Origin of the sequence: Comamonas sp. CMM02, assembly GCF_014851485.1 — a bacterium.
GTDB classification, from domain to species: Bacteria; Pseudomonadota; Gammaproteobacteria; order Burkholderiales; family Burkholderiaceae_C; genus Comamonas; species Comamonas avium.
In genome coordinates, this window is the sequence record NZ_JACUZW010000002.1 from 387,246 (window position 1) to 408,277 (window position 21,032).

Sequence of the window (21,032 nt, forward strand, 5' to 3'; positions counted from 1 at the left end):
TAAGCTTCCTCCTTTGAGCGAAGAATGAATACTTACTTGGCCAGCAAGATGCGCAGCATGCGGCGCAGTGGCTCGGCTGCGCCCCACAGCAACTGGTCACCAATGACGAAGGCCGACAGGTACTCGGGGCCCATGTTCAGCTTGCGCACGCGTCCCACGGCCACTTGCAGACCGCCGGTGGTGGCTGCAGGGGTCAGTTCCTTGACGGTTTCTGCGCGGTCATTGGCTACGAACTTGACCCAGTTGTTGCCGCCCTTGATCAGTGCTTCGATTTCAGCAAGCGGCAGATCTTTCTTGAGCTTCAAAGTCAAAGCCAGTGAGTGGCAGCGCATGGCGCCAATGCGCACGCACAGGCCGTCGACTGGAATGGTGGCTTCGGTGCCAAGGATCTTGTTGACTTCAGCCTGGCCCTTCCACTCTTCCTTGGACTGGCCGTTGGGCAGCTGCGCATCGATCCAGGGGATCAGGCCGCCAGCCAGCGGCGCACCGAAGAATTCGGTGGGCACATCGGTGCGAATGGTCTGGGCCACTTTGCGGTCGATTTCCAAAATAGCCGATGCGGGGGTGGCCAGCTCGTCAGCCACGGCTGCGTGCACTACGCCCATGCCCTTGAGCAGTTCGCGCATGTGGTTGGCACCACCGCCCGATGCCGCCTGGTAAGTCATGGAAGAGACCCACTCCACCAGGCCAGCCTTGAACAAGCCGCCCAGGCCCATCAGCAAGATGGAGTTGGTGCAGTTGCCGCCAATCCAGTTCTTGCCGCCGGCGGCCAGCTTGGTCTGGATCAGGTCGTTGTTGACAGGGTCCAGCACGATGACGGCGTCGTCTTCCATGCGCAGCGAGGATGCGGCATCAATCCAGTGGCCGCTCCAGCCTGCTGCGCGCAGCTTGGGGAACACTTCCTTGGTGTAGTCGCCGCCTTGGCAGGTGATGATGATGTCGCACTTGGACAGCTCGGCAACGTCGTTGGCGTCTTTGAGGGTGGTGTGCACAGTGGCCATTGCGGGGGCTTTGCCGCCTGCGTTGGAGGTGGAGAAGAACACGGGCTCGATCAGTGCGAAGTCACCTTCGGCCTGCATGCGGTCCATCAGCACCGAGCCGACCATACCGCGCCAGCCAACCAAACCTACCAATTGCTTGCTCATTTTGAAACGCCCTTAACGAAGTTGCGAAAAACAGATGTGAATGTGCTCAATCTGGCTTCTTGCACCCGGCTCGTCTGGCCGGGAAAGGGCGCGCGACGAACCGGGCTGGGTCAGCCTTTAATCGTCGTAATGGTTGTCGCGCACGCGGCCACGGCTGCCGGCAAGGCAGTTGTCATGGGGACGGTGTGGGGGCGGGCGGCAAACATGGAGATGGATTGTAGCTTAACTAATGCGGCGTTAGAGAATCTAATCTCCAATCACCACATGGATTGCAAAGTTGCATTGTGGCGCTGAATGCGCGACGTTGCACATGAAAGTTGCTTGGCTGGCTTCAGCCAGCTTGATGCCAGCCGCGTGGCGCTGAGGCACACGCGGCTGAAGCTGGTTTACACCGCAGCCAGTGCGGCCACGACGGCATCACCCATTTCACGGGTGGTGACCTTGGTGGTGCCTGCGCTGTAGATGTCGGCGGTGCGCAGGCCATCGGCCAGCACCTTTTGCACGGCAGCTTCAATTTTCTGTGCGGCGGCTTCCTGGTTGAGCGAGAAGCGCAGCATCATGGCGGTCGACAAAATGGTGGCCAGTGGGTTGGCAATGCCTTTGCCAGCAATGTCAGGGGCCGAGCCGTGGCTGGGTTCATACAGGCCCTGGCCCTTGCTGTTGAGCGATGCCGAAGGCAGCATGCCAATGGAGCCGGTCAGCATGGAGGCTTCGTCGGACAGGATGTCGCCAAACATGTTGCCGGTGACTACGACGTCAAAGCGCTTGGGTTCTTTGACCAGCTGCATGGCGGCGTTGTCCACATACATGTGGTCCAGTGCCACGTCGGGGTACTGCTTGCCCACTTCGGTGACGACATCTTTCCAGAACTGGAAGGTTTCCAGCACGTTGGCCTTGTCGACGCTGGTGACGCGCTTGCTGCGTTTTTGCGCTGCCTGAAAGGCCACGTGGGCAATGCGCTCGATCTCGGGCTTGGAGTAGCGCATGGTGTCAAACGCTTCTTGTGCACCGGGAAAGTGGCCGTCAGTGGCCACGCGGCGACCACGGGGCTGGCCAAAATAGATGTCGCCCGTCAGCTCGCGGATGATCAGAATGTCCAGACCGGAGATCAGCTCGGGCTTGAGGCTGGAGGCATCCACCAGCTCTTTGTAGCAAATGGCTGGGCGGAAGTTGGCGAACAGGCCCATGTGCTTGCGCAGGCCAAGGATGGCTTGCTCGGGGCGCAGGGGGCGATCCAGCGTGTCGTACTTCCAGTCGCCCACGGCACCAAACAGTACGGCGTCAGATTCCATCGCCAGCTTCAAGGTGGACTCGGGCAGGGGGTGGCCGGCGGCTTCGTAGGCAGCACCGCCGACGGGAGCGGTTTCCATCTCAAAGTTCAGATCCAGTGCGTTGAGCACTTTGACGGCTTCAGCAACGATTTCTGGGCCAATGCCGTCGCCGGGCAAGACTGCGATTTTCATGTTGTTCCTAGGATTTTTGATAGCTATCAACGCTTGATGTGCTTACGTTTCAGATAGAAAACTATTTGAAACGTATATGTGATAAGCGCTGATAGCTCATTTATTTATAGATGTGTGTAAATAACTCAGGCTTGCACCAGCGAACGCGACAGCCAGGGCTTTTGTGCCAGACGCTCGGCTTCAAAGGCCTTGATCTTGTCGGCGTGGCGCATGGTCAGGCCAATGTCGTCAAAGCCGTTGAGCAGGCAGTACTTGCGAAATGGAATGACGTCAAACGCAATTTCCTCGCCCTGGGGGCGAACGATGACCTGGCGCTCCAGATCAATCGTCAACTCGTAGCCGGGGAAGGCCTGCACTTCGTGGAACAGCAGGTCAATCGTGGCCTCGGGCAGCACGATGGGCAGCAGGCCATTCTTGAAGCTGTTGTTAAAGAAGATGTCTGCAAAGCTGGGGGCCAAAATGGCGCGAAAGCCGTATTGGTCCAGTGCCCAGGGCGCATGCTCGCGGCTGGAGCCGCAGCCAAAGTTCTTGCGCGTGAGCAAGATGCTGGCACCCTTGTAGCGTGGCTGGTTCAGGACAAAGTCTGGGTTGGGCTTGCGTGCGGACTCGGGCACGCCGGGCTGGCCGGGCTGGTCCAGATAGCGCCACTCATCAAAGGCGTTGACGCCAAAGCCGGTTTTTTTGATCGACTTCAGAAACTGCTTGGGGATGATGGCGTCGGTGTCGACGTTTTCGCGGTCCATGGGGGCCACGAGGCCCTTGTGTACGGTGAATTTTTGCATGACGTTCGAAGGTGTTCTGGTGTCAGATCAACGGGCAGCGCGTTCAATCGCGTTGCCGGCTTTTTGCACGTCCTGACCAATGCCCTGCATGGTGTTGCAGGCACCCAGGGTAAAGGCCAGGCCGATCAAAAGAATCGTGAAGGAAGGCTTCATGGAGGTGTCTCCCGGTCTCGTTGAATCTGTTGTTTCAGGTGTTTAGGCGAACTTGCGGATGTCCACAAAGTGGCCGTGGATGGCGGCTGCCGCTGCCATGGCGGGGCTGACCAAGTGGGTGCGGCCACCCGCGCCCTGACGGCCTTCGAAGTTGCGGTTGGAGGTGGAGGCGCAGCGCTCGCCGGGCTCCAGCCGGTCAGCGTTCATGGCCAGGCACATGGAGCAGCCCGGTTCGCGCCACTCAAAGCCTGCGGCCTTGAAGATGACGTCCAGGCCTTCGCGCTCGGCCTGCTCTTTTACGAGGCCAGAACCGGGCACGACCATGGCCAGCTTGATGTTCTTGGCCACTTTCTGGCCCAGCTTTTTCACCACGGCTGCGGCTTCGCGCATGTCTTCAATGCGGCTGTTGGTGCATGAGCCAATGAACACCTTGTCGACAAAAATATCGCTCAAAGGTTTGCCCGGCTCCAGCGCCATATAGGTCAGCGCGCGCTCAATGGCTCCGCGCTTGTTGCTGTCTTTTTCCTTGTCGGGATCGGGCACGCTGTCATCCACGCCCAGCACCATTTCGGGGGAGGTGCCCCATGTCACTTGCGGCACGATGTCGGCAGCGTTGAGCTCAACCACGGCGTCAAACTTGGCGCCTGCGTCTGAGTGCAGCGTCTTCCAGTAGGCGACGGCGGCATCCCACTCAGCACCCGTGGGTGCCAGAGGGCGGCCCTTGACGTAGTTGATGGTTTTGTCGTCCACAGCCACAAGACCAGCACGCGCACCGCCTTCGATGGCCATGTTGCACACGGTCATGCGGCCTTCAATGCTCAGGTCACGGATGGCCTGCCCAGCAAACTCAATGGTGTAGCCCGTGCCGCCAGCGGTGCCAATCTTGCCAATGATGGCCAGCACAATGTCTTTGGCGGTTACACCGGGTGCCACTTTGCCATTGACTTGCACCAGCATGTTCTTGGCCTTTTTGGCCAGCAGCGTTTGCGTTGCCATGACGTGTTCGACCTCGGAGGTGCCAATACCGTGCGCCAGCGCACCGAATGCTCCGTGGGTGGAGGTGTGGCTGTCGCCGCACACCACCGTCATGCCGGGCAGGGTGGCGCCTTGCTCAGGGCCCATCACATGAACAATGCCCTGGCCCTTGTCCATGAAGGGAAAGAAGGCCGCGGCACCAAACTCGGCAATGTTGGTGTTGAGCGTGACGATCTGCTCTTTGCTGATGGGGTCGGCAATGCCGTCGTAGCCATGTTCCCAGCCGGTGGTGGGCGTGTTGTGGTCGGCAGTGGCCACCACAGAGCTGATGCGCCACAGCTTGCGGCCCGCCGCCCGCAGACCTTCAAAGGCCTGTGGGCTGGTCACCTCATGCACGAGGTGGCGGTCAATGTACAAAATGGAGGTGCCGTCTTCCTCGGTGTGGATGACGTGCTCATCAAAAATCTTGTCGTAAAGGGTGCGTCCCATAGTGTTCTCTTCTTTGTGGGGTGGGAGGTTGTCTCTTGAAATTTTAGGCAGACGCCTTGGGGGTCTGCTCCCAGCCTTTGCCGAGGTGTTCCACCAGCAACCGCGATGTCACGGGCAGCGCGTCAAAGTCACGGGCAACCAGACTGAGCGAGCGCTGCGCCCAGGCGTCTGTTAAAGGCACACTCTTCAAATTGCCCACGCCGTGCATGAGCTCAAACGCACGATCGGGGATCAGGCCAACGCCCAGGCCGTTGTCGATCATGCGGCACATGGCATCCAGGCTTGTGACCTGAATGCGCTGATGTAAGGGGTGGCCTGAGCGTGCTGCTGCACCGCGCATGGCCAGGCTGATGGAGCTGCCGCCGTGCAGGCCCACGATGTCCCACTCCAGCACCTCTTCAAACGCAATCGATTCGCGTGTGGCCAGCGGGTGCTCTTGTGGCACGACCAGCACCAGGTTGTCGGTGCGGTAGGGGCGAATCTGCAAGCCGTTGGAGCTGGCTTGGCCCATGTTGCAAATACCGATATCGGCCGTGCCTTCCTGCACGGCCTGCAGCACGTCGGCAGACAGGTGCTCTTGCAGGTCAATCTTGATTTGCGGGTGTTCCTTGCTGAAAGCGCCCAGGTCTTCAGGCAGAAACTGCACGATGGCCGAGATGGTGGCGTGTACACGCACATGTCCGCGCACCCCGTCTGCGTATTCCGACAGCTCGCCCTGCATGCGCTCCAGTCCGTACAGCACGTTGCGTGCGTGGTGCAGCAGGCTCTCGCCGGCGGGCGTCAGCGTGACGCCGCGGCTGTGGCGGTACAGCAGGGCGGTGTCTACTGCAGCTTCCAGATCGGACAAGCGTTTGCTCACTGCAGAGGCGGCAATGTACTCACGCTCGGCAGCGCGGCCAATGCTACCCAGCTCGCACACAGCTACAAACAGCTGCAAAGAGGTTAAATCGATACGGCGTGCAAAACTGCGCTCGGAATTCTTCATGGCGGGGGATCATTTTTCAGTCTTCTCGTTTTGAGAAGTTAAATGGATTTTCCCACCATGTTCACCCGCTTGTCATCGTGCAATGCGAAGTCTCAGGGTATCTAAGCACCAACCCAGCCATCGTTTTTCACGATGGTTCGGGTGGAATTAAAGAAAAGATGAGTGCATGTCGCCCATTTTTTAATGGCTTTGCAATGCTTTTAACTTGTAAAGCCAGATAGCAAAAGCGGCACCAGCTCCTTTTATAGAAGCGGGTGCCGCTTTTGCGTAAAGCTAACGGGTGAACGCTGCTTTAGAAGTTGTAGCGCAGGTTGACGCCTGTGCTCCAGTTGCGGCCGGGGGCACTTTCGTAATAGCGGTTGTTGCCATCGTTGACGATGACAGAGCCGACGTACTGGCGGTCAAACAGGTTGTCCACGCGGGCAAAGGCGTTGAGCGTCCAGTCACCCAGATTTTTGGTGTAACCGACGCTGGCCGAGGCAATGGCAAAAGACGGTGCAGCTTCGCTGTTGGCATCGTTGACATAGACCTTGCCTGCGTGCTGGGCCGATATGCCCAAGCGCCATGCAGCGGTGGGGCGGTAGTTCACGCCCACAAACAGGTTTTGCTTGGACAGGCCAGGCAGCATATTGCCTGCCGTTGCCTTGCCCGATTCCTGCCGGAATGTGGCATTCAGGTAGGTGTAGGCAGCCTGTACATCCCACTGGCGCGACAGCTGGATGTCGGCTTGCAGCTCTGCGCCATAGCGGCGGGTTTTGCCTGCGTTGCGGTAGGTGGTGCGGCCACCACCGCTGGTGTCGCTGACGATTTCGTCGTCGGTGCTGGAATGGAACACCGCTGCGCTCCACATGCCCTTGATGTCGCCGGTCAGGCGCTGGCGGTAGCCCAGCTCGTACTGGGTGCTGACGCTGGGTTGCAGTGCCGTGTTCATGCCGCTGCCACCATCTGCGCGGTAAGACATTTCAGCCAGGGTGGGGGTTTCAAAGCCACGGCCTGCGCTGGCGTACACCGTGTCATTGCTGGTCAGCTGGTGTGACAGTGCAACAACGGGCAAAAACTGGTGGTGCGTTGCCGTGCCGGAGTCATCAGGGTTGGTGGGGCCGTTGATGAAGTCATCTTCCACCTTGAACTTCACGCGGCTGTAGCGCAGGCCGGTGTCCAGCGTCCATGTGGGGGCCAGTTTCCAGGTGGCTTGCACATAGGGATCGGTGTTGGTGATGGTGTTTTTTTCATCGCGGGTCAAACTACCTTTGACTCCCAGCTGGCTGCCAATAAAGTTTTTGTACCCTTTGCGATCTTCTTGCACGGTGTCCAGCGCCAGACCCGCAGTGACGGTGACGGGAACCGCCGCACCGTCAAACTTGCCGGTCCAGCGTGCATCCAGGCCTGCGTAATCGCGCGACATATCAATCACACCACCCGCGTGGCTGGCCGCTGCTTGCGGGCCGGGGGGAATGGACTGGTACTGCTCCATCGAGCGGTGGCCTGCATAGGCCGTCAACGCCACGCTGTGGTTGGCGTTCAGGCGGCGCTCGTACGTAGCCCCTACCTGCGTCTGCTCTAGTGATTTGCGGGTGTTGTACTGCTCTGCCACACCGGAAGACTGCCGTGGGTTGGCCTGGTATTGCGCCCAAGTCAGCCCTTGGGGGTCTTGTGCATCCGTCTTCATGGTGTTGGCGGTGATGGTCAGGCGCGCGTCCTCTCCTATGGCCGTGCTCAGCTTGGCATTGGCCACGTTGCGGTCGGCTGCACTGTGGTCGCGGTAGCCATCGGTCAGGAAGCGGCTGGCGCTGACCACGTAGCTCAGGCCCTGCGCTGTCTGTCCGCCGGCTTTGGCTGCAAAACGCTGCTGGCCATCGCTACCGAATGACACGCCGCCTTCGGCAAAGGGGCGGCCCTCAGGTGTTTCTGTAAATACGCTGACCACGCCGCCAGCGGAGTTGCCATACAGGGCCGAGTAAGGTCCGCGCAGCACTTCTACGCGGTCAATGCTGCTGATGTCGATGTGTGACAGGGAACCCTGTCCATCCGGCATGGTGGCGGGAATGCCATCCACATACAGGCGCACACCGCGCAGGCCGAAGGTGGAGCGTGCACCGTAGCCACGGATGGACAGCTGCAAATCCTGGGCGTAGTTCTGGCGGTTTTTAATTTGCAGGCCGGGCACGCCGCCCAGGCTCTCAGACAGGTTGACCTGCATCTGACGGTCGCGCACTTGCTCGCCATCCAGCACGGTGGCCGAGGCGGGCAGCGTCTGCAGGCTGGGCGAGCCGGTGGCCGAGCGCACTTCAATGGTGTTCAGTGTGGGAGTGGCTGTCTGGGCGTGTGCGGCAAAAACGATGGTGCTGAGCAGTACAGCAATGGCTTGGCTCTGGGCGGAATGGGTAAAAACAGGCATGCGAAATCCGGCAGTCAAAATACGACAAGGTTCAGAATTGATCAGTGCTAAATGCTATGTGTTTGCAAGCGATCAATGACAAAGCAACAGAAAGAGTCCATGCGCTGACCGTTGCTTTGTGACTAGCAAACTAAAAAGGTGGCCTGGGCCACCTTTTGTCGGTCTGCTTTACTTTTTAGGTAAAGCGTAGGCGATCACGTAGTCGCCCTTGTCAGCCGTCATGCGTGCACCACCGGCAGACACCACAACAAACTGGCGACCAGTTTCTGGTGACAGGTACGTCATGGGGGTGGCTTGTGCACCCACGGGCAGACGGCCCTTCCACAGTTCCTTGCCGGACTTGTTGTCAAAAGCACGCAGGTAGTAATCCTGTGTACCTGCAAAGAACGTCAAGCCGCCTGCAGTCGAGAACGGGCCCGACAGTGATGGCATGCCCACAGGCACAGGCAAGCTGGCGCGAATGCCCTTGAGTTTGCTGTCTTCTACGGTGCCGACCGGAACTTGCCAGGCAATGGTCTTGGTGTTCAGGTCAATCGCAGTCAGGTTGCCCCATGATGGCTGGTGGCAAGGCAGGCCCAGGAAAGAGTTGAATGCACCACGGATGGCTTGGTAGCCCGTGCCTTCTTGCAGGTGGGTGGCCCACGATGCGTTGGTGATGTCGTTTTCCTTGAGTTCAGCCAGCTTTTGCGCTGCGCCTTCCTGGGGGTGCAGGAAACCGATCTGCGGCATGATCATGTCGTTGACGATCAGCATGCCGGTGCGCTTGTCGTAAGTGTGGCCACCCCAGTTAAAGCCACCGTAGTAGCCGGGGTAGATCAGGGTCATCTTGTCGGTCAGCTTGGTGAACGGGCCGTCATACGCCAGTTGCTTGAACTTGATGCGGCAGTACAGCTGGTCGAACATGGTGGCGCCCCACATGTCCTTTTCAGTCATGTCCATCTTGGCCACTTGGGGCATGCCCACCGACCAAGGCTGTGTGGCAGATGCGGGGGCATCGCCTGGCATGACGTTCTGAGGCGCGGCACGCTCTTGTACGCTGGCCAAAGGCTTGCCGTTGGTGCGGTCCAGCAGGAACAGCTGGTGTGTTTTGGTGGCCAGCACCAGGCCTGGAGTGACCCCGCCCTTGTCGTCAGGCACATCTACCAAGGTGGGAGGGGTGCCGTTGTCGTAGTCCCAGGTGTCCATGTGCAGCGTCTGGTAGTTCCAGGCTTCACGGCCAGTTGCGCCCTTCAAGGCCACGACAGTGGTCGCGTACTTGTTCATGGCTTCGGTGCGGTGTGCACCCCAGAAGTCAGGCGTGGCATTGCCCAAAGGCAGGTAAATCAGATCCAGCTTGGCGTCGTAGGCCCCATGCGACCAGAAGTTGGGCGTGCCCTTGGTGTAAGTCTCGCCTTCAGGTGGCAGCTTGGTGATGTCTGCGTTGCCCAGATCCCATGCCCAGTCCAGCGAACCATCTTTGAGGCTGTAGGCACGAACCACGCCAGAAGGCTGTTCAGTCTTTTTGCCGTCCCAGACCCAGCCACCGATGACGACACGCTCGCCAGCCACGAGTGGCTGCGATGTGGGCATGTAGTAGAAGTCCTGATATTGGCCCATACCCACGCTCAGGTCGGTATAGCCTTTGCCGGTATCGCCAAAACCATCGCAGACTTCACCCGTCTGCGCATCCAGCGCCCACAGGCGTGCGTCTTTGTCGGTGGTGATGATGCGAGCTTCGCACTTGGCCGGTGCCTTGCCTTCAGACTTGGCAGCCTTGAATGCGGGCACTTCGTAGTAAGCCACGCCACGGCAGCGGCTCCACCACTTGTTTTCGCGGGTTTTGGGATCAAACACCCACTTTTCTTCGCCGGTTTCAGCGTTCAGTGCAATGACCTTGTTCTGCGGTGTGCACAGGTAGACCGAGTCACCCACCTGAATGGGGGTGTTCTGGTCTTCGTTGCCACCACCGGTTTGTGCGCCGGTGCGGTAAGTCCAGGCCACTTCCAGCTTGTTGACGTTGCCTGCATTGATCTGGTCAAAGGGGGCAAAGCGGGTGCTGTCAGCGTCACGGCCGTAATGGGTCCAGCTGTTGGCTTCACTTTTGGCATCGGTGACAACGGCAATGTCGTTGACGATCTCAGTGCCCTTGTTGGCCGTGTTCTCAACCACGCCGTGGGGGGTGAAGATGGAGGCCGCGCCTGCAAGCAACACAAGCGCTTGAATGGCAGCGGCAGGCATTGCAATCTTTTTGGAGGCAGGGCGCAGAGTGCGCATCGCCAAGGCTGCAACCAGACCTAGCACCAGCACAGGGGCCAGGCGGGGAACCAGAGCCCAGAAGCTGGTGCCAGCTTCAGCCAGCGCCCATATCACGGTGCCAACGACAACGGCCAGATACAGCTGCGCGCCCTGAATCTTGGCGCGGGCTAGCAAAGCACCGGCGACCAACGTTGCAGCGCCCGCCAAAAGGTAATACCAGGAGCCGCCCAGCGAAGCCAAGCGGATACCGCCGACGAGCAGGGCCAGGCCCACCAGAGCCAGGATCACGCCATAAATGCGTGTCCACACTGGCGTGGGAGTAGATGCGTGAGAGGTTGACATATCCATACACAGATTCGGATTGAAGTAAGTCAAATTTTAGGCTGTAACGTTTTTTTCAACTTTTGACTCTTGTGCATGAATTGAACGCAATGTTCTTTTTTTGCTGCTGTCCTTATTTTGGGTTTGAATGCATTTGCGTACTCTTGTAAGTTGTTGTTTTATAAATTTAATCCATTATTCTGTAATGGCTGAATGTTCAGTAATGGCGCTAAAACCTTATGAAGAAAAGGTTGAAGACGCTTCCATTTTTTCATGTAAGCACATAAAAAAGCCCTGCATGGCAGGGCTTTGGTGCTTAGGCCGAAGGCGGCTTAGCTGAAAAAGCGCTTGAGCTTGTCGGTCCAGCTTTCTCCGCTGGGCGAATGCTTGCCGCCACCTTTTTTGAGCGATTCTTCCAGCTCACGCAGCAGCTTGCGCTGGTACTCCGTCAGCTTCACGGGTGTTTCCACCACGATGTGGCAGTACAAGTCGCCGGGGTAGCTCGAGCGCACGCCCTTGATGCCTTTGCCTCGCAAGCGGAATTGTTTGCCCGCTTGTGTGCCTTCAGGAATATCAATGGCCGCTTTGCCCTGCAGCGTGGGAACTTCAATTTCGCCACCCAGCGCCGCAGTGATGAAGCTCACGGGCACCTGACAGTGCAGGTCATCGCCTTCGCGCTCAAAGATGTCGTGCTCTTTGATGCGGATTTCAATGTACAGGTCGCCGGGAGGGCCACCATTCATGCCGGGCTCACCGTTGCCGGTAGAGCGAATGCGCATGCCGTCGTCGATACCGGCAGGGATTTTTACTTCCAGCGTTTTTTGGCGCTTGATCTTGCCTTGGCCGCTGCAAGTGGTGCAGGGTTCGGGAATGATCTTGCCTGTGCCGCGGCAGTGCGGGCAGGTTTGCTGCACACTGAAAAAGCCTTGGCGCATCTGGACCGAGCCCTGGCCACCACAGGTGGTACATGTTTTGGGGCTGGTGCCAGGCTTGGCGCCACTGCCGTGGCAGGTGTCGCACGCATCCCAACTGGGGATGCGGATTTGCGCATCCTTGCCCTTGGCCGCTTCTTCCAGGGTGATCTCCATGGAATAGCTCAGGTCATTGCCACGGTACACCTGGCGACCGCCGCGCTGGCCGCCACGCTGGCCGCCAAACATGTCGCCAAAAATATCACCAAAGGCTTCGGCAAAGCCGCCGCCCATATCGCCACCACCCATGCCGCCGCGCATATTGGGGTCAACACCTGCATGGCCATACTGGTCATAGGCAGCGCGTTTTTGGCTGTCCGAGAGCATCTCGTAGGCTTCTTTGGCCTCCTTGAATTTCTCTTCAGCTTCTTTGGACTTTTCCCCCTGATTGCGGTCAGGGTGGTGCTTCATAGCCAGCTTGCGGTAGGCTTTTTTAATCTCATCGTCCGAGGCTGTCTTGGAGACGCCGAGGACTTCGTAAAAGTCGCGTTTGGACATTGGTATTTAGTGCCAGTAATAAACAGGAACGCCGCGCAAGACCCCTTTGCAGGGGGCAGCGCGGCGGCAAGCGGTCACGAATGCCGCTGCACCCAAATTACTTCTTCACTTCCTTGACTTCAGCGTCAACGATGTCGTCGTCACTGGAGCCTGCGGGCTTGGACTGGGTTTGTGCAGTCTCTGCACCACCTTCAGCAGCGCCGCCTGCGGCTGCAGCTTGCGATTCGGCATACACCTTCTCGCCCAGCTTCTGGCTGGCAGTCATCAAAGCCGTGGTCTTGGCTTCGATGGCGTCCTTGTCCTCGCCCTTGAGCGCTTCTTCCAGGTCTTTGGCGGCAGCTTCAATCGCTTCCTTCTCGGCAGCGTCCAGCTTGTCGCCGTGCTCGCCCAGGCTCTTCTTGACGCTGTGCACCGCGGCTTCACCCTGGTTGCGCGCTTGCACCAGTTCCAGCTTCTTCTTGTCGTCGGCTGCGTTCAGTTCCGCATCCTTGACCATCTGCTGGATTTCCTCTTCCGACAGACCCGAGTTCGCCTTGATGGTGATCTTGTTTTCCTTGCCGGTGCCCTTGTCCTTGGCCGACACATTCAAGATACCGTTGGCATCAATGTCAAAGGCCACTTCAATCTGAGGCACACCGCGAGGAGCGGCAGGAATGCCTTCCAGGTTGAACTCACCGAGCAACTTGTTGCCAGAAGCCATCTCGCGCTCGCCCTGGAATACCTTGATGGTCACGGCAGGCTGGTTGTCTTCAGCGGTCGAGTAGGTCTGTGCGAACTTGGTCGGGATGGTCGTGTTCTTGGCGATCATCTTGGTCATCACGCCACCCAGGGTTTCAATGCCCAGAGACAGCGGTGTCACGTCCAGCAGCAGCACGTCGGTGCGGTCACCGCCCAGAACCTGACCTTGAACGGCAGCGCCTACGGCCACGGCTTCGTCAGGGTTGACGTCCTTGCGGGGTTCCTTGCCAAAGAATTCCTTGACCTTTTCCTGCACCTTGGGCATGCGGCTCATACCGCCAACCAAGATGACGTCCTGAATGTCAGACACGGAGATGCCAGCATCCTTGATGGCCGTGCGGCAAGGCGCAATGGTGCGCTCGATCAGGTCTTCCACCAAAGCTTCCAGCTTGGAGCGTGTCAGCTTGATGTTCAGGTGCTTGGGGCCCGATGCGTCAGCAGTGATGTAGGGCAAGTTGATGTCGGTCTGTGCAGAGTTCGACAGTTCAATCTTGGCCTTTTCTGCCGCTTCCTTCAGGCGCTGCAGAGCCAGCACGTCTTTGCCCAGATCCACGCCTTGTTCTTTCTTGAACTCGGCAATGATGTAGTCGATGATGCGCTGGTCGAAGTCTTCGCCGCCCAGGAACGTGTCACCGTTGGTCGACAGCACTTCGAACTGCTTTTCGCCGTCCACGTCAGCAATGTCGATGATGGATACGTCAAACGTACCGCCACCCAGGTCATACACGGCAATCTTGCGGTCCTGACCCTTTTCAACCTTGTCCAGGCCAAAAGCCAGTGCAGCAGCAGTGGGTTCGTTGATGATGCGCTTGACGTCCAGGCCAGCAATACGGCCAGCGTCCTTGGTGGCTTGGCGCTGAGCGTCATTGAAGTACGCAGGCACGGTAATCACGGCCTCGGTCACTTCTTCGCCCAGGAAGTCTTCGGCGGTCTTCTTCATCTTGCGCAGCACTTCTGCGGAGATTTGAGGAGGTGCCAGCTTTTGGCCGCGCACTTCTACCCAGGCGTCGCCGTTGTCAGCCTTGGTGATGGTGAAAGGCATCAGGTCGATGTCTTTTTGTACTTCTTTTTCGTCGAACTTGCGTCCGATCAGGCGCTTGGCCGCGTAGATGGTGTTCTTGGGGTTGGTTACAGCCTGGCGCTTGGCAGAAGCGCCCACCAGGATTTCTCCATCTTCTTGGTACGCAATGATCGAAGGCGTAGTGCGTGCACCTTCGCTGTTTTCAATCACGCGTGTTGTGTTGCCTTCCATGATGGCGACACAGCTGTTGGTTGTACCCAAGTCAATACCAATGATTTTTCCCATTTGAATTCTCCGAATAATGTTTGTTTGATTGGCTTGTAAGTCAGGGTGTTTATTAGAGTTTCAAGCCAAGTGGTCGATATTTTTTAGATTTACTTTGGTGCCGCAACGGTCACCAGGGCCGGGCGCAATACACGGTCAGCAATCAGGTAACCCTTTTGCAGCACGGAAACGATGGTGTTCGCCTCTTGCTCGGCAGGCACCACAGCAATGGCCTGGTGCTGGTGCGGATCGAACTTGTCGTTGGCAGCAGGGTTGACGATGATCACCTTGTTGCGCTCCAGAGCGTGTTGCAGCTGGCGCAATGTGGCGTCAGAGCCTTCACGCAATTGCTCGGCAGTGGCGTTCTGGATGGCCAGGGCTGCGTCCAGGCTGTCGCAGACGGGCAGCAGACTTTCGGCAAAGTTTTCGATGCCGAATTTGCGAGCCTTGCTGACTTCTTCCTCCGCGCGACGGCGCATGTTTTCCGTGTCTGCCTTGGCGCGCAGATACTGGTCTGCCATCTCGGCGTTCTTGGCCTTGAGCTCGTTCAACTCGTTTTGCAAGCGAGAGATTTCGTCGGCCACATTAGCGGCCATTGCAGCTTCGACTTCTTCGGGCGAAGCGTCGATAGGGGCTGCGTGGGGCATATTTGTTTGTTCTGTCATGTGGATAGCGTCTCTAAAGAATGAACCTTGCCAGTTCACATGGGGGCAGCTTGGCCCCTTTCAAGGGCTGTCTTGCTAAGGGTTATTGCAGAGCCAAGAGTGTACAAGGCCTGAGGGAGTGTCTATAATCTTGCGTTTTGCCTTGCTCCACCGCTACAGGCGCAGCGGGGGGCCTAACCCAAAAGGGAGTTTTCATGCGTCATTACGAAATCATTTTGTTGATCCATCCGGATCAAAGCGAGCAAGTTCCAGCCATGCTGGAGCGCTACAAGGGCATGATCACCGCCGGCGGTGGTGCAGTGCACCGTGAAGAAGACTGGGGCCGTCGTCAGCTGGCTTACATGATCAACAAGCTCGCCAAGGCTCACTACATCTGCCTGAACATCGAAGCCGACCAGGCTGTGATGGCTGAACTGGAACACGCGTTCAAGTTCAACGATGCAGTGCTGCGTCACCTGACAGTTCAAAAGAAGAAGGCTGACACTACACCTTCTTCCATGATGAAGACTGTCGAGCGTGAAGAAGCCCGCAAGGCCAACCAAGCTGCTGAAGCCTAATTCATAGACTTCGCTTGGAGTGGAAAACCACGTTGTCCTGACTGCCTGTATCGAAGAGCTTCAACCCTTGAGATACACGCCCGCTGGACTGCCTGCCTTGGATTTGCGCCTCGTGCACGAATCCTCCCAAACGGAAGCAGGTAGCTCACGCAAAGTCTCGGCAGCTGTGAAAGCGGTGGCATTTGGTGCGTTGGCTGAGCGTTTAGCCCGCCAGGCACCAGGAAGCACTTGGACGTTCCAAGGTTTTCTGGCCACACCGCGTAACAGCAAAACCGTGGTGCTGCACATCCAGGATGTTCAACAAAATTAATTTTCAAGAGGTCCAGCAATGGCCACGTTCAAGAAATTCAACAAAGACAAGCGCCCAAAGCGCAACACCCAGTCGCTGCTGTTCAAGCGCAAGCGTTTCTGCCGCTTCACAGTCGCTAACGTTGTCGAAATCGACTACAAGGATGTTGACACTCTGCGTGACTTCATCGCCGAAAACGGCAAGATCATCCCCGCACGCCTGACCGGCACGCGCGCCATTTACCAGCGTCAGCTGAACACTGCCATCAAGCGTGCTCGCTTCCTGGCCATGCTGCCGTACACCGACCAGCACAAGATCTAAGGAGCCACAACCATGCAAATTATCCTGCTCGAAAAGGTTGTGAACCTGGGTAACCTGGGCGATATCGTCAAGGTTAAGGACGGCTACGCACGTAACTTCTTGATCCCTTCGGGTCAAGCACGTCGTGCTACTGCAACTGCCAAGGCTGAGTTCGAAGCCAAGCGCGCTGAACTGGAAAAGGCTGCTGCTGCCAAGTTGGCAGAAGCCCAGGCTGAAGGCGCTAAGCTGAACGGTCTGACCCTGAAGCTGTCGCAAAAAGCTGGTGTGGATGGCCGTCTGTTTGGTTCCGTGACCAATGCTGACATCGCTGAAGCTCTGAAGGCTCAAGGCTTCACAGTGTCCAAGGCACAAGTGCGCATGCCTAACGGTCCTATCAAGACTGTGTCCGCTTCCACCGTTGAAGTGGCTCTGCACACTGACGTTGTGATCGAAGTGTCTGTGGAAGTGGCTGGCGAAGCTGCCTAAGCCCTTCTCGGAAAATTTCCGACACCCCAAAAGCCGCCTTAGGGCGGCTTTTGTGTTTTATGCATAAAAACAGGCTCTATCGTTCTTTGAGTCTGTGCTTTTAGCTCTTTTTATTGAAGCAACATAAGGCCTCAAGCCTGTGTTGCGATGCCCTTGCTGGCGGCTGGCTGCGTGCATCTATGGATGACGGCGTGCAGCGACGACGCTACGATCATGGGCTTGTCTTTTTGTAGGTCGACCATGTCTTCAGTGATGCCTCCGTTGGATGATGATGTTTTTGGCATGCCCGCTGCGCAAGATCAGCAGGTTGCCAATCTGCGTTTGCCGCAGTACTCCATGGAGTCGGAATCCAGCGTGCTGGGTGGGTTGTTGATGGACAACAACGCCTGGGACCGTGTGGGGGATTTGCTCACTGACCGGGATTTTTATCGCCACGAACACCAGTTGATCTACACCGCGATTGGCAAGCTGATCAACGAAAGCAAGCCGGCTGACGTGATCACGGTGTTTGAGCATTTGCAGGGCATGGGCAAGGCGGACGAGGTAGGGGGCATTCTTTACCTGAATCAGCTGGCGCAGTACGTACCCAGTGCGACCAACATTCGCCGGTATGCGGAAATCGTGCGCGAGAAGGGCATCTTGCGCAAGCTGCTGACGGTGAGCGATGAAATCGCCACCAATGCGCTGAACCCGCAGGGGCGCCCGGTGGAGCGCATCCTGGACGAGGCCGAGCAAAAAATCTTTGCCATTGGCGAAGAAGGCTCGCGCATGAAGCAGGGTTTCCAGAGCATGGACACCCTGGTGGGGGACTTGCTGGACCGCGTGCAAGAGATGGCTGACAACCCCATGGATGTGACGGGCGTGCCCACGGGCTTTGCCGATCTGGATCGCATGACATCGGGCCTGCAGGCGGGTGACCTGGTGGTGCTGGCGGCGCGACCTTCCATGGGCAAGACCTCGTTTGCGGTGAATATTGCCGAGCACGTGGCGCTCAACGAAGGCCTGCCAGTCGCCATCTTCTCGATGGAAATGGGTGCCGCCCAACTGGCGGTGCGTATCGTGGGCTCGATCGGGCGTGTCAATCAGGCGAACCTGCGTACCGGCAAGCTGGAGCACGATGAGTGGGCCCGTCTGACCGAAGCTGTGGAGAAGCTCAGCCAGATTTCGCTGCACATTGATGAAACCCCGGGTCTGACACCGTCAGAGCTGCGGGCCAATGCACGCCGTCTGTCGCGCACCTGCGGCAAGCTAGGCTTGATCGTGGTCGACTACTTGCAGTTGATGAGTGGCTCCAGCGGCGGTGGCGGTGACAACCGTGCCACCGAACTGGGTGAAATTTCCCGGGGCTTGAAGATGCTGGCCAAGGAGCTGCAGTGCCCAGTGATTGCACTGTCGCAGCTCAATCGCTCGGTGGAGCAGCGCACCGACAAGCGACCCATGATGTCTGACTTGCGTGAATCAGGCGCTATCGAGCAGGATGCCGACATCATCATGTTCATCTATCGCGACGACTACTACAACAAAGACTCCAAAGAGCCCAATGTGGCCGAAGTCATCATCGGCAAGCAGCGTAATGGCCCCACAGGCTCGGTCAAGCTGTACTTCCAGAAGAACCAGACGCGCTTTGAAAACCTGGCGATGGGCGCGGGCGACGATTACTAACACTGCCCAGGTGGCGGTGGATATGCCGTGCCGGGCTTTGTTGCACCGTTGCCCAGGGATGGCCTTCGTGTCTAGTCGCCAAGGTGTTCCTGTGGGGGGGGGGGCAGGTCGGTGGTGTTTGCTGCGCACAGATCTGAGTGGGAAAAAGAAAAAAGGCCTTGTCTGCATGACAAGGCCTTTTTTGTTTAGTGATTTTAAAGTGAGCTGCTAACGCTTGCTGTTCATAGATTTCAGATACTTTTGTATCTGAAATCGTTGCTGGTCCTGCGCTGGTAGCTTCTTTTTTTATTTACATGCGAATAACGGCAATCAGCAAACCCACCACCAAAACGCTGAGAATGCCGCAGGCCCATGCCAGGCGTGTGGCACCCGTGCGCAGCAAGCCCACGGTCTTGACGATTTGCGCCTGCTGCTCGGCCATCTTTTCCAGCACCAGGGCAGAGGCGCGTTGCGCATTCTCCAGCTGCTGGATGCGTGCCTCCAGCTGTGCCACCTGCTGCAGCGCCAGCTCACCGGCGCTGCCCGGCAGGGCTTGTGCGTTCGGTGCAGGCGTTGTGGCGTGAATGTAGGCAGCTTCCTCTTCAGGGCTCTTTTTCATCAGGCCCTTGGCGGCCTTGAGCACTGAGGGTGCCGCTTGAATGACATCCCCCCAGGGCACCAGTTTGAGGGCAGTAACCCAGCTGATCGCCATTTACAGCACCTCGCTGGCGAAGTCAGCCAGACGCGAACGCTCGCCGCGTGCCAGCTGGATATGGCCGCCATGCTGCCAGCCCTTGAAGCGGTCCACCGCAAACGTCAAACCTGAGCTGCCTTCCGTCAGATACGGTGTATCGATCTGTGCCAGATTGCCCATGCAGATGATCTTGGTGCCCGGGCCCGCGCGCGTGATGAGTGTCTTCATCTGTTTGGGTGTCAAGTTCTGCGCTTCATCGATGATGACGTACTTGTTCAAGAACGTACGGCCTCGCATGAAGTTCATGCTCTTGATTTTGATGCGGCTGCGAATCAGCTCATTGGTGGCTGAGCGGCCCCATTCACCGGGGTTGCCGCCGTCGCCCTTGGCCAGAAACTCCAGGTTGTCATCCAGCGCGCCCATCCAGGGCCCCATCTTCTCTTCTTCCGTGCCGGGCAGAAAGCCGATGTCCTCGCCCACACTGACGGTGGCCCGGGTCATGATGATTTCGGTGTAGCGGCGCTCGTCCAGTACCTGAGACAGACCGGCAGCCAGGGCCATCAAGGTCTTGCCAGTGCCGGCGGTGCCTGTCAGCGTGACAAAGTCCACATCAGGGTCCATCAGCAGGTTCAGGGCAAAGTTCTGTTCGCGGTTGCGTGCACTCACCCCCCACACGCTGTGCTTGCTGCTGCTGTAGTCGCGCAGCGTCTCCAGTACCACGGTGGTATCGCGGATTTCGGCAACACGTGCGTGCAGGCTGGTCTCGCCGGGCGCTTCAAAATAGACATACTGGTTCACCAGCATCTGGTTGGTGATGGCGCCGCTCAAGCGGTAGAAGCTGCGGCCAGCCTCTTGCCAGCTTTCAACATTCTTGGCCTTGCGCCAAAAATCTGCGGGCAGTGCTAGGCTGCCGGTGTACAGCAGGTCGCCATCGTCCAGCGTCTTGTCGTTGCGGTAGTCCTCGGCAGGCAAACCCAGAGCGCGCGCCTTGACGCGCATATTGATGTCTTTGGACACCAAAATCACTTCTTGCTGGTTTTTCTTGGCTTCGCGCAGCGCCTGCACCACGCCCAGAATCTGGTTGTCAGCCTTGCCTTGCGGCAAGCTGGAGGGCAATTTGTAGTCCAGTGGCACGGTCTGGAAAAACAAATGACCCGTCGCCCCCTTGTGTCCACTGGCATCCAGGCGCAAGCCTGCAGCCAGATCAGCTTCTTGCTGGGCATCAACCAGGGCATCCAGCGTGCGGCTGACTTGACGGCCATTGCGGGCCACTTCGGTCATGCCGCGCTTGTGAGCATCCAGCTCTTCCAGAACCACCATGGGCAGGAAGATGTCGTGCTCTTGAAAGCGGAAGATGCTGGTGGGGTCGTGCAGCAGCACATTGGTGTCCAGCACAAACAGGCACGACTGGGCGCTGCGTTTTTTACTGCTGCGCACTGGCGCCGCTGTTGGTGTTGCGGCAGGAGTGGTGGCGGCAGATGCTTTGCGCGCGTGTTTAGGCGCTGCAGGTGCTGTGGCTGCAGGCAACTGAGTTGCTGCGACAGCCGCAACAGGAGCGGGTGCTGCTGGTTGCTGGCGTGCGGTTTTGGGCAGGGGCTGGGGTGCGCTGGCCTGAACCGCAGCGCGTTGACGGGCCAGACTTTGGGCTGCTGCCGTGGTTGCGGCACTGGCCAACGGTGCAGCGCTTGTCTTCTTGTTGCTGCGTGAGGCTTTTGGGGTGCTGGTATCGACCATGGAGGCGCTGCTGATTGCAACGGGCTCATCGTCCAGCTCAATCACAGGTGGCTTGGCTGCGGCGGCGCGCTTGCTGGCGCGGGCGGTCACATCAAAAGCTTCTTTGGCAACGCGTGCAGCACGCTTGGTGGGGGCTGGAGGCAGTGGCATACGTGATTCAGTCCTTGTTTTTAGGGCTGTAAAAAACACAAAGCCGCTGGGCACAGGCCCGAGCGGCTTTGGAGATAA

Annotated in this window: 18 protein-coding genes; 5 read left to right on the top strand and 13 right to left on the bottom strand. The window is 58.1% G+C overall.

All coding sequences use genetic code 11. The annotated features are described in order from the left end of the window. Nucleotides 1-32 precede the first annotated feature (32 nt). The 11 genes from asd to grpE all read right to left on the bottom strand — a co-directional run bounded on the left by asd (nucleotide 33) and on the right by grpE (nucleotide 15,085). Nucleotides 33-1,145 carry an aspartate-semialdehyde dehydrogenase gene (asd, locus tag IB213_RS06940; protein WP_191723068.1) on the bottom strand — a complete coding sequence of 371 codons (1,113 nt, stop codon included), beginning with the start codon at nucleotides 1,143-1,145 and terminating at the stop codon, nucleotides 33-35. 386 nt (nucleotides 1,146-1,531) lie between these two features. Further along, nucleotides 1,532-2,608, bottom strand: coding sequence for a 3-isopropylmalate dehydrogenase (gene leuB, locus IB213_RS06945; RefSeq protein ID WP_192405821.1), 1,077 nt, complete (start codon nucleotides 2,606-2,608; stop codon nucleotides 1,532-1,534). 125 nt (nucleotides 2,609-2,733) lie between these two features. Beyond that, nucleotides 2,734-3,390, bottom strand: coding sequence for a 3-isopropylmalate dehydratase small subunit (gene leuD, locus IB213_RS06950; protein WP_192405822.1), 657 nt, complete (start codon nucleotides 3,388-3,390; stop codon nucleotides 2,734-2,736). Between the two features lie 27 nt (nucleotides 3,391-3,417). Beyond that, on the bottom strand, nucleotides 3,418-3,543 hold the full coding sequence (locus IB213_RS06955) for an entericidin A/B family lipoprotein (RefSeq protein WP_192405823.1): 126 nt from the start codon (nucleotides 3,541-3,543) through the stop codon (nucleotides 3,418-3,420). A 42-nt stretch (nucleotides 3,544-3,585) separates the two neighbouring features. Then, a complete protein-coding gene (gene leuC / locus IB213_RS06960; RefSeq protein WP_192405824.1) occupies nucleotides 3,586-5,007 on the bottom strand; it encodes a 3-isopropylmalate dehydratase large subunit in 1,422 nt (473 codons plus the stop codon). Nucleotides 5,008-5,050: 43 nt separating this feature from the next. Next, complete coding sequence (locus IB213_RS06965) at nucleotides 5,051-5,992, bottom strand: LysR family transcriptional regulator (protein ID WP_191723062.1); 942 nt, start codon at nucleotides 5,990-5,992, stop codon at nucleotides 5,051-5,053. 292 nt (nucleotides 5,993-6,284) lie between these two features. Next, nucleotides 6,285-8,390, bottom strand: coding sequence for a TonB-dependent receptor (locus IB213_RS06970; protein WP_192405825.1), 2,106 nt, complete (start codon nucleotides 8,388-8,390; stop codon nucleotides 6,285-6,287). Nucleotides 8,391-8,558: 168 nt separating this feature from the next. Continuing rightward, nucleotides 8,559-10,973: a membrane-bound PQQ-dependent dehydrogenase, glucose/quinate/shikimate family gene (locus tag IB213_RS06975; RefSeq protein ID WP_225561011.1), complete on the bottom strand. Its 2,415-nt coding sequence runs from the start codon at nucleotides 10,971-10,973 to the stop codon at nucleotides 8,559-8,561. Between the two features lie 305 nt (nucleotides 10,974-11,278). Beyond that, nucleotides 11,279-12,415: a molecular chaperone DnaJ gene (dnaJ, locus tag IB213_RS06980; protein ID WP_191723059.1), complete on the bottom strand. Its 1,137-nt coding sequence runs from the start codon at nucleotides 12,413-12,415 to the stop codon at nucleotides 11,279-11,281. A 97-nt stretch (nucleotides 12,416-12,512) separates the two neighbouring features. After that, nucleotides 12,513-14,459: a molecular chaperone DnaK gene (dnaK, locus tag IB213_RS06985; RefSeq protein WP_192405826.1), complete on the bottom strand. Its 1,947-nt coding sequence runs from the start codon at nucleotides 14,457-14,459 to the stop codon at nucleotides 12,513-12,515. An 89-nt stretch (nucleotides 14,460-14,548) separates the two neighbouring features. Further along, nucleotides 14,549-15,085, bottom strand: coding sequence for a nucleotide exchange factor GrpE (gene grpE, locus IB213_RS06990; RefSeq protein ID WP_370551199.1), 537 nt, complete (start codon nucleotides 15,083-15,085; stop codon nucleotides 14,549-14,551). 212 nt (nucleotides 15,086-15,297) lie between these two features. Between grpE and rpsF the strand changes: the two genes are divergently transcribed. From rpsF to dnaB, 5 genes are all read left to right on the top strand, one after another. Beyond that, nucleotides 15,298-15,660: a 30S ribosomal protein S6 gene (rpsF, locus tag IB213_RS06995; protein ID WP_191723056.1), complete on the top strand. Its 363-nt coding sequence runs from the start codon at nucleotides 15,298-15,300 to the stop codon at nucleotides 15,658-15,660. A 19-nt stretch (nucleotides 15,661-15,679) separates the two neighbouring features. After that, on the top strand, nucleotides 15,680-15,970 hold the full coding sequence (priB, locus tag IB213_RS07000) for a primosomal replication protein N (protein WP_191723055.1): 291 nt from the start codon (nucleotides 15,680-15,682) through the stop codon (nucleotides 15,968-15,970). A gap of 18 nt (nucleotides 15,971-15,988) precedes the next feature. Then, a complete protein-coding gene (gene rpsR / locus IB213_RS07005) occupies nucleotides 15,989-16,270 on the top strand; it encodes a 30S ribosomal protein S18 (RefSeq protein WP_191723054.1) in 282 nt (93 codons plus the stop codon). A gap of 12 nt (nucleotides 16,271-16,282) precedes the next feature. Continuing rightward, a complete protein-coding gene (rplI, locus tag IB213_RS07010) occupies nucleotides 16,283-16,735 on the top strand; it encodes a 50S ribosomal protein L9 (protein ID WP_191723053.1) in 453 nt (150 codons plus the stop codon). A 240-nt stretch (nucleotides 16,736-16,975) separates the two neighbouring features. Then, nucleotides 16,976-18,397 (top strand): replicative DNA helicase, encoded by a 1,422-nt coding sequence (dnaB, locus tag IB213_RS07015; protein WP_191723052.1) that lies wholly within the window; start codon nucleotides 16,976-16,978, stop codon nucleotides 18,395-18,397. A gap of 289 nt (nucleotides 18,398-18,686) precedes the next feature. On the opposite strand, the gene IB213_RS07020 is transcribed toward dnaB, so the two are convergent. Together IB213_RS07020 and IB213_RS07025 are read right to left on the bottom strand one after the other, a co-directional pair. Beyond that, nucleotides 18,687-19,088, bottom strand: a complete 402-nt coding sequence (locus IB213_RS07020) for a hypothetical protein (protein ID WP_191723051.1) — start codon at nucleotides 19,086-19,088, stop codon at nucleotides 18,687-18,689. Then, on the bottom strand, nucleotides 19,089-20,954 hold the full coding sequence (locus IB213_RS07025) for a PhoH family protein (protein WP_192405827.1): 1,866 nt from the start codon (nucleotides 20,952-20,954) through the stop codon (nucleotides 19,089-19,091). It abuts the gene before it with no gap. Nucleotides 20,955-21,032 lie beyond the last annotated feature (78 nt).

Bases quoted from the DNA above. Each gene is read 5' to 3' on its own strand.
- asd (WP_191723068.1), bottom strand. From the start codon at position 1,145: ATGAGCAAGCAATTGGTAGGTTTGGTTGGCTGGCGCGGTATGGTCGGC.
- grpE (WP_370551199.1), bottom strand. From the start codon at position 15,085: ATGCCCCACGCAGCCCCTATCGACGCTTCGCCCGAAGAAGTCGAAGCT.
- dnaB (WP_191723052.1), top strand. From the start codon at position 16,976: ATGTCTTCAGTGATGCCTCCGTTGGATGATGATGTTTTTGGCATGCCC.
- IB213_RS06965 (WP_191723062.1), bottom strand. From the start codon at position 5,992: ATGAAGAATTCCGAGCGCAGTTTTGCACGCCGTATCGATTTAACCTCT.
- rpsR (WP_191723054.1), top strand. From the start codon at position 15,989: ATGGCCACGTTCAAGAAATTCAACAAAGACAAGCGCCCAAAGCGCAAC.
- rplI (WP_191723053.1), top strand. From the start codon at position 16,283: ATGCAAATTATCCTGCTCGAAAAGGTTGTGAACCTGGGTAACCTGGGC.
- IB213_RS07025 (WP_192405827.1), bottom strand. From the start codon at position 20,954: ATGCCACTGCCTCCAGCCCCCACCAAGCGTGCTGCACGCGTTGCCAAA.
- IB213_RS06975 (WP_225561011.1), bottom strand. From the start codon at position 10,973: ATGGATATGTCAACCTCTCACGCATCTACTCCCACGCCAGTGTGGACA.
- leuD (WP_192405822.1), bottom strand. From the start codon at position 3,390: ATGCAAAAATTCACCGTACACAAGGGCCTCGTGGCCCCCATGGACCGC.
- leuB (WP_192405821.1), bottom strand. From the start codon at position 2,608: ATGAAAATCGCAGTCTTGCCCGGCGACGGCATTGGCCCAGAAATCGTT.
- IB213_RS07020 (WP_191723051.1), bottom strand. From the start codon at position 19,088: ATGGCGATCAGCTGGGTTACTGCCCTCAAACTGGTGCCCTGGGGGGAT.
- IB213_RS06970 (WP_192405825.1), bottom strand. From the start codon at position 8,390: ATGCCTGTTTTTACCCATTCCGCCCAGAGCCAAGCCATTGCTGTACTG.
- rpsF (WP_191723056.1), top strand. From the start codon at position 15,298: ATGCGTCATTACGAAATCATTTTGTTGATCCATCCGGATCAAAGCGAG.
- dnaJ (WP_191723059.1), bottom strand. From the start codon at position 12,415: ATGTCCAAACGCGACTTTTACGAAGTCCTCGGCGTCTCCAAGACAGCC.
- dnaK (WP_192405826.1), bottom strand. From the start codon at position 14,459: ATGGGAAAAATCATTGGTATTGACTTGGGTACAACCAACAGCTGTGTC.
- leuC (WP_192405824.1), bottom strand. From the start codon at position 5,007: ATGGGACGCACCCTTTACGACAAGATTTTTGATGAGCACGTCATCCAC.
- IB213_RS06955 (WP_192405823.1), bottom strand. From the start codon at position 3,543: ATGAAGCCTTCCTTCACGATTCTTTTGATCGGCCTGGCCTTTACCCTG.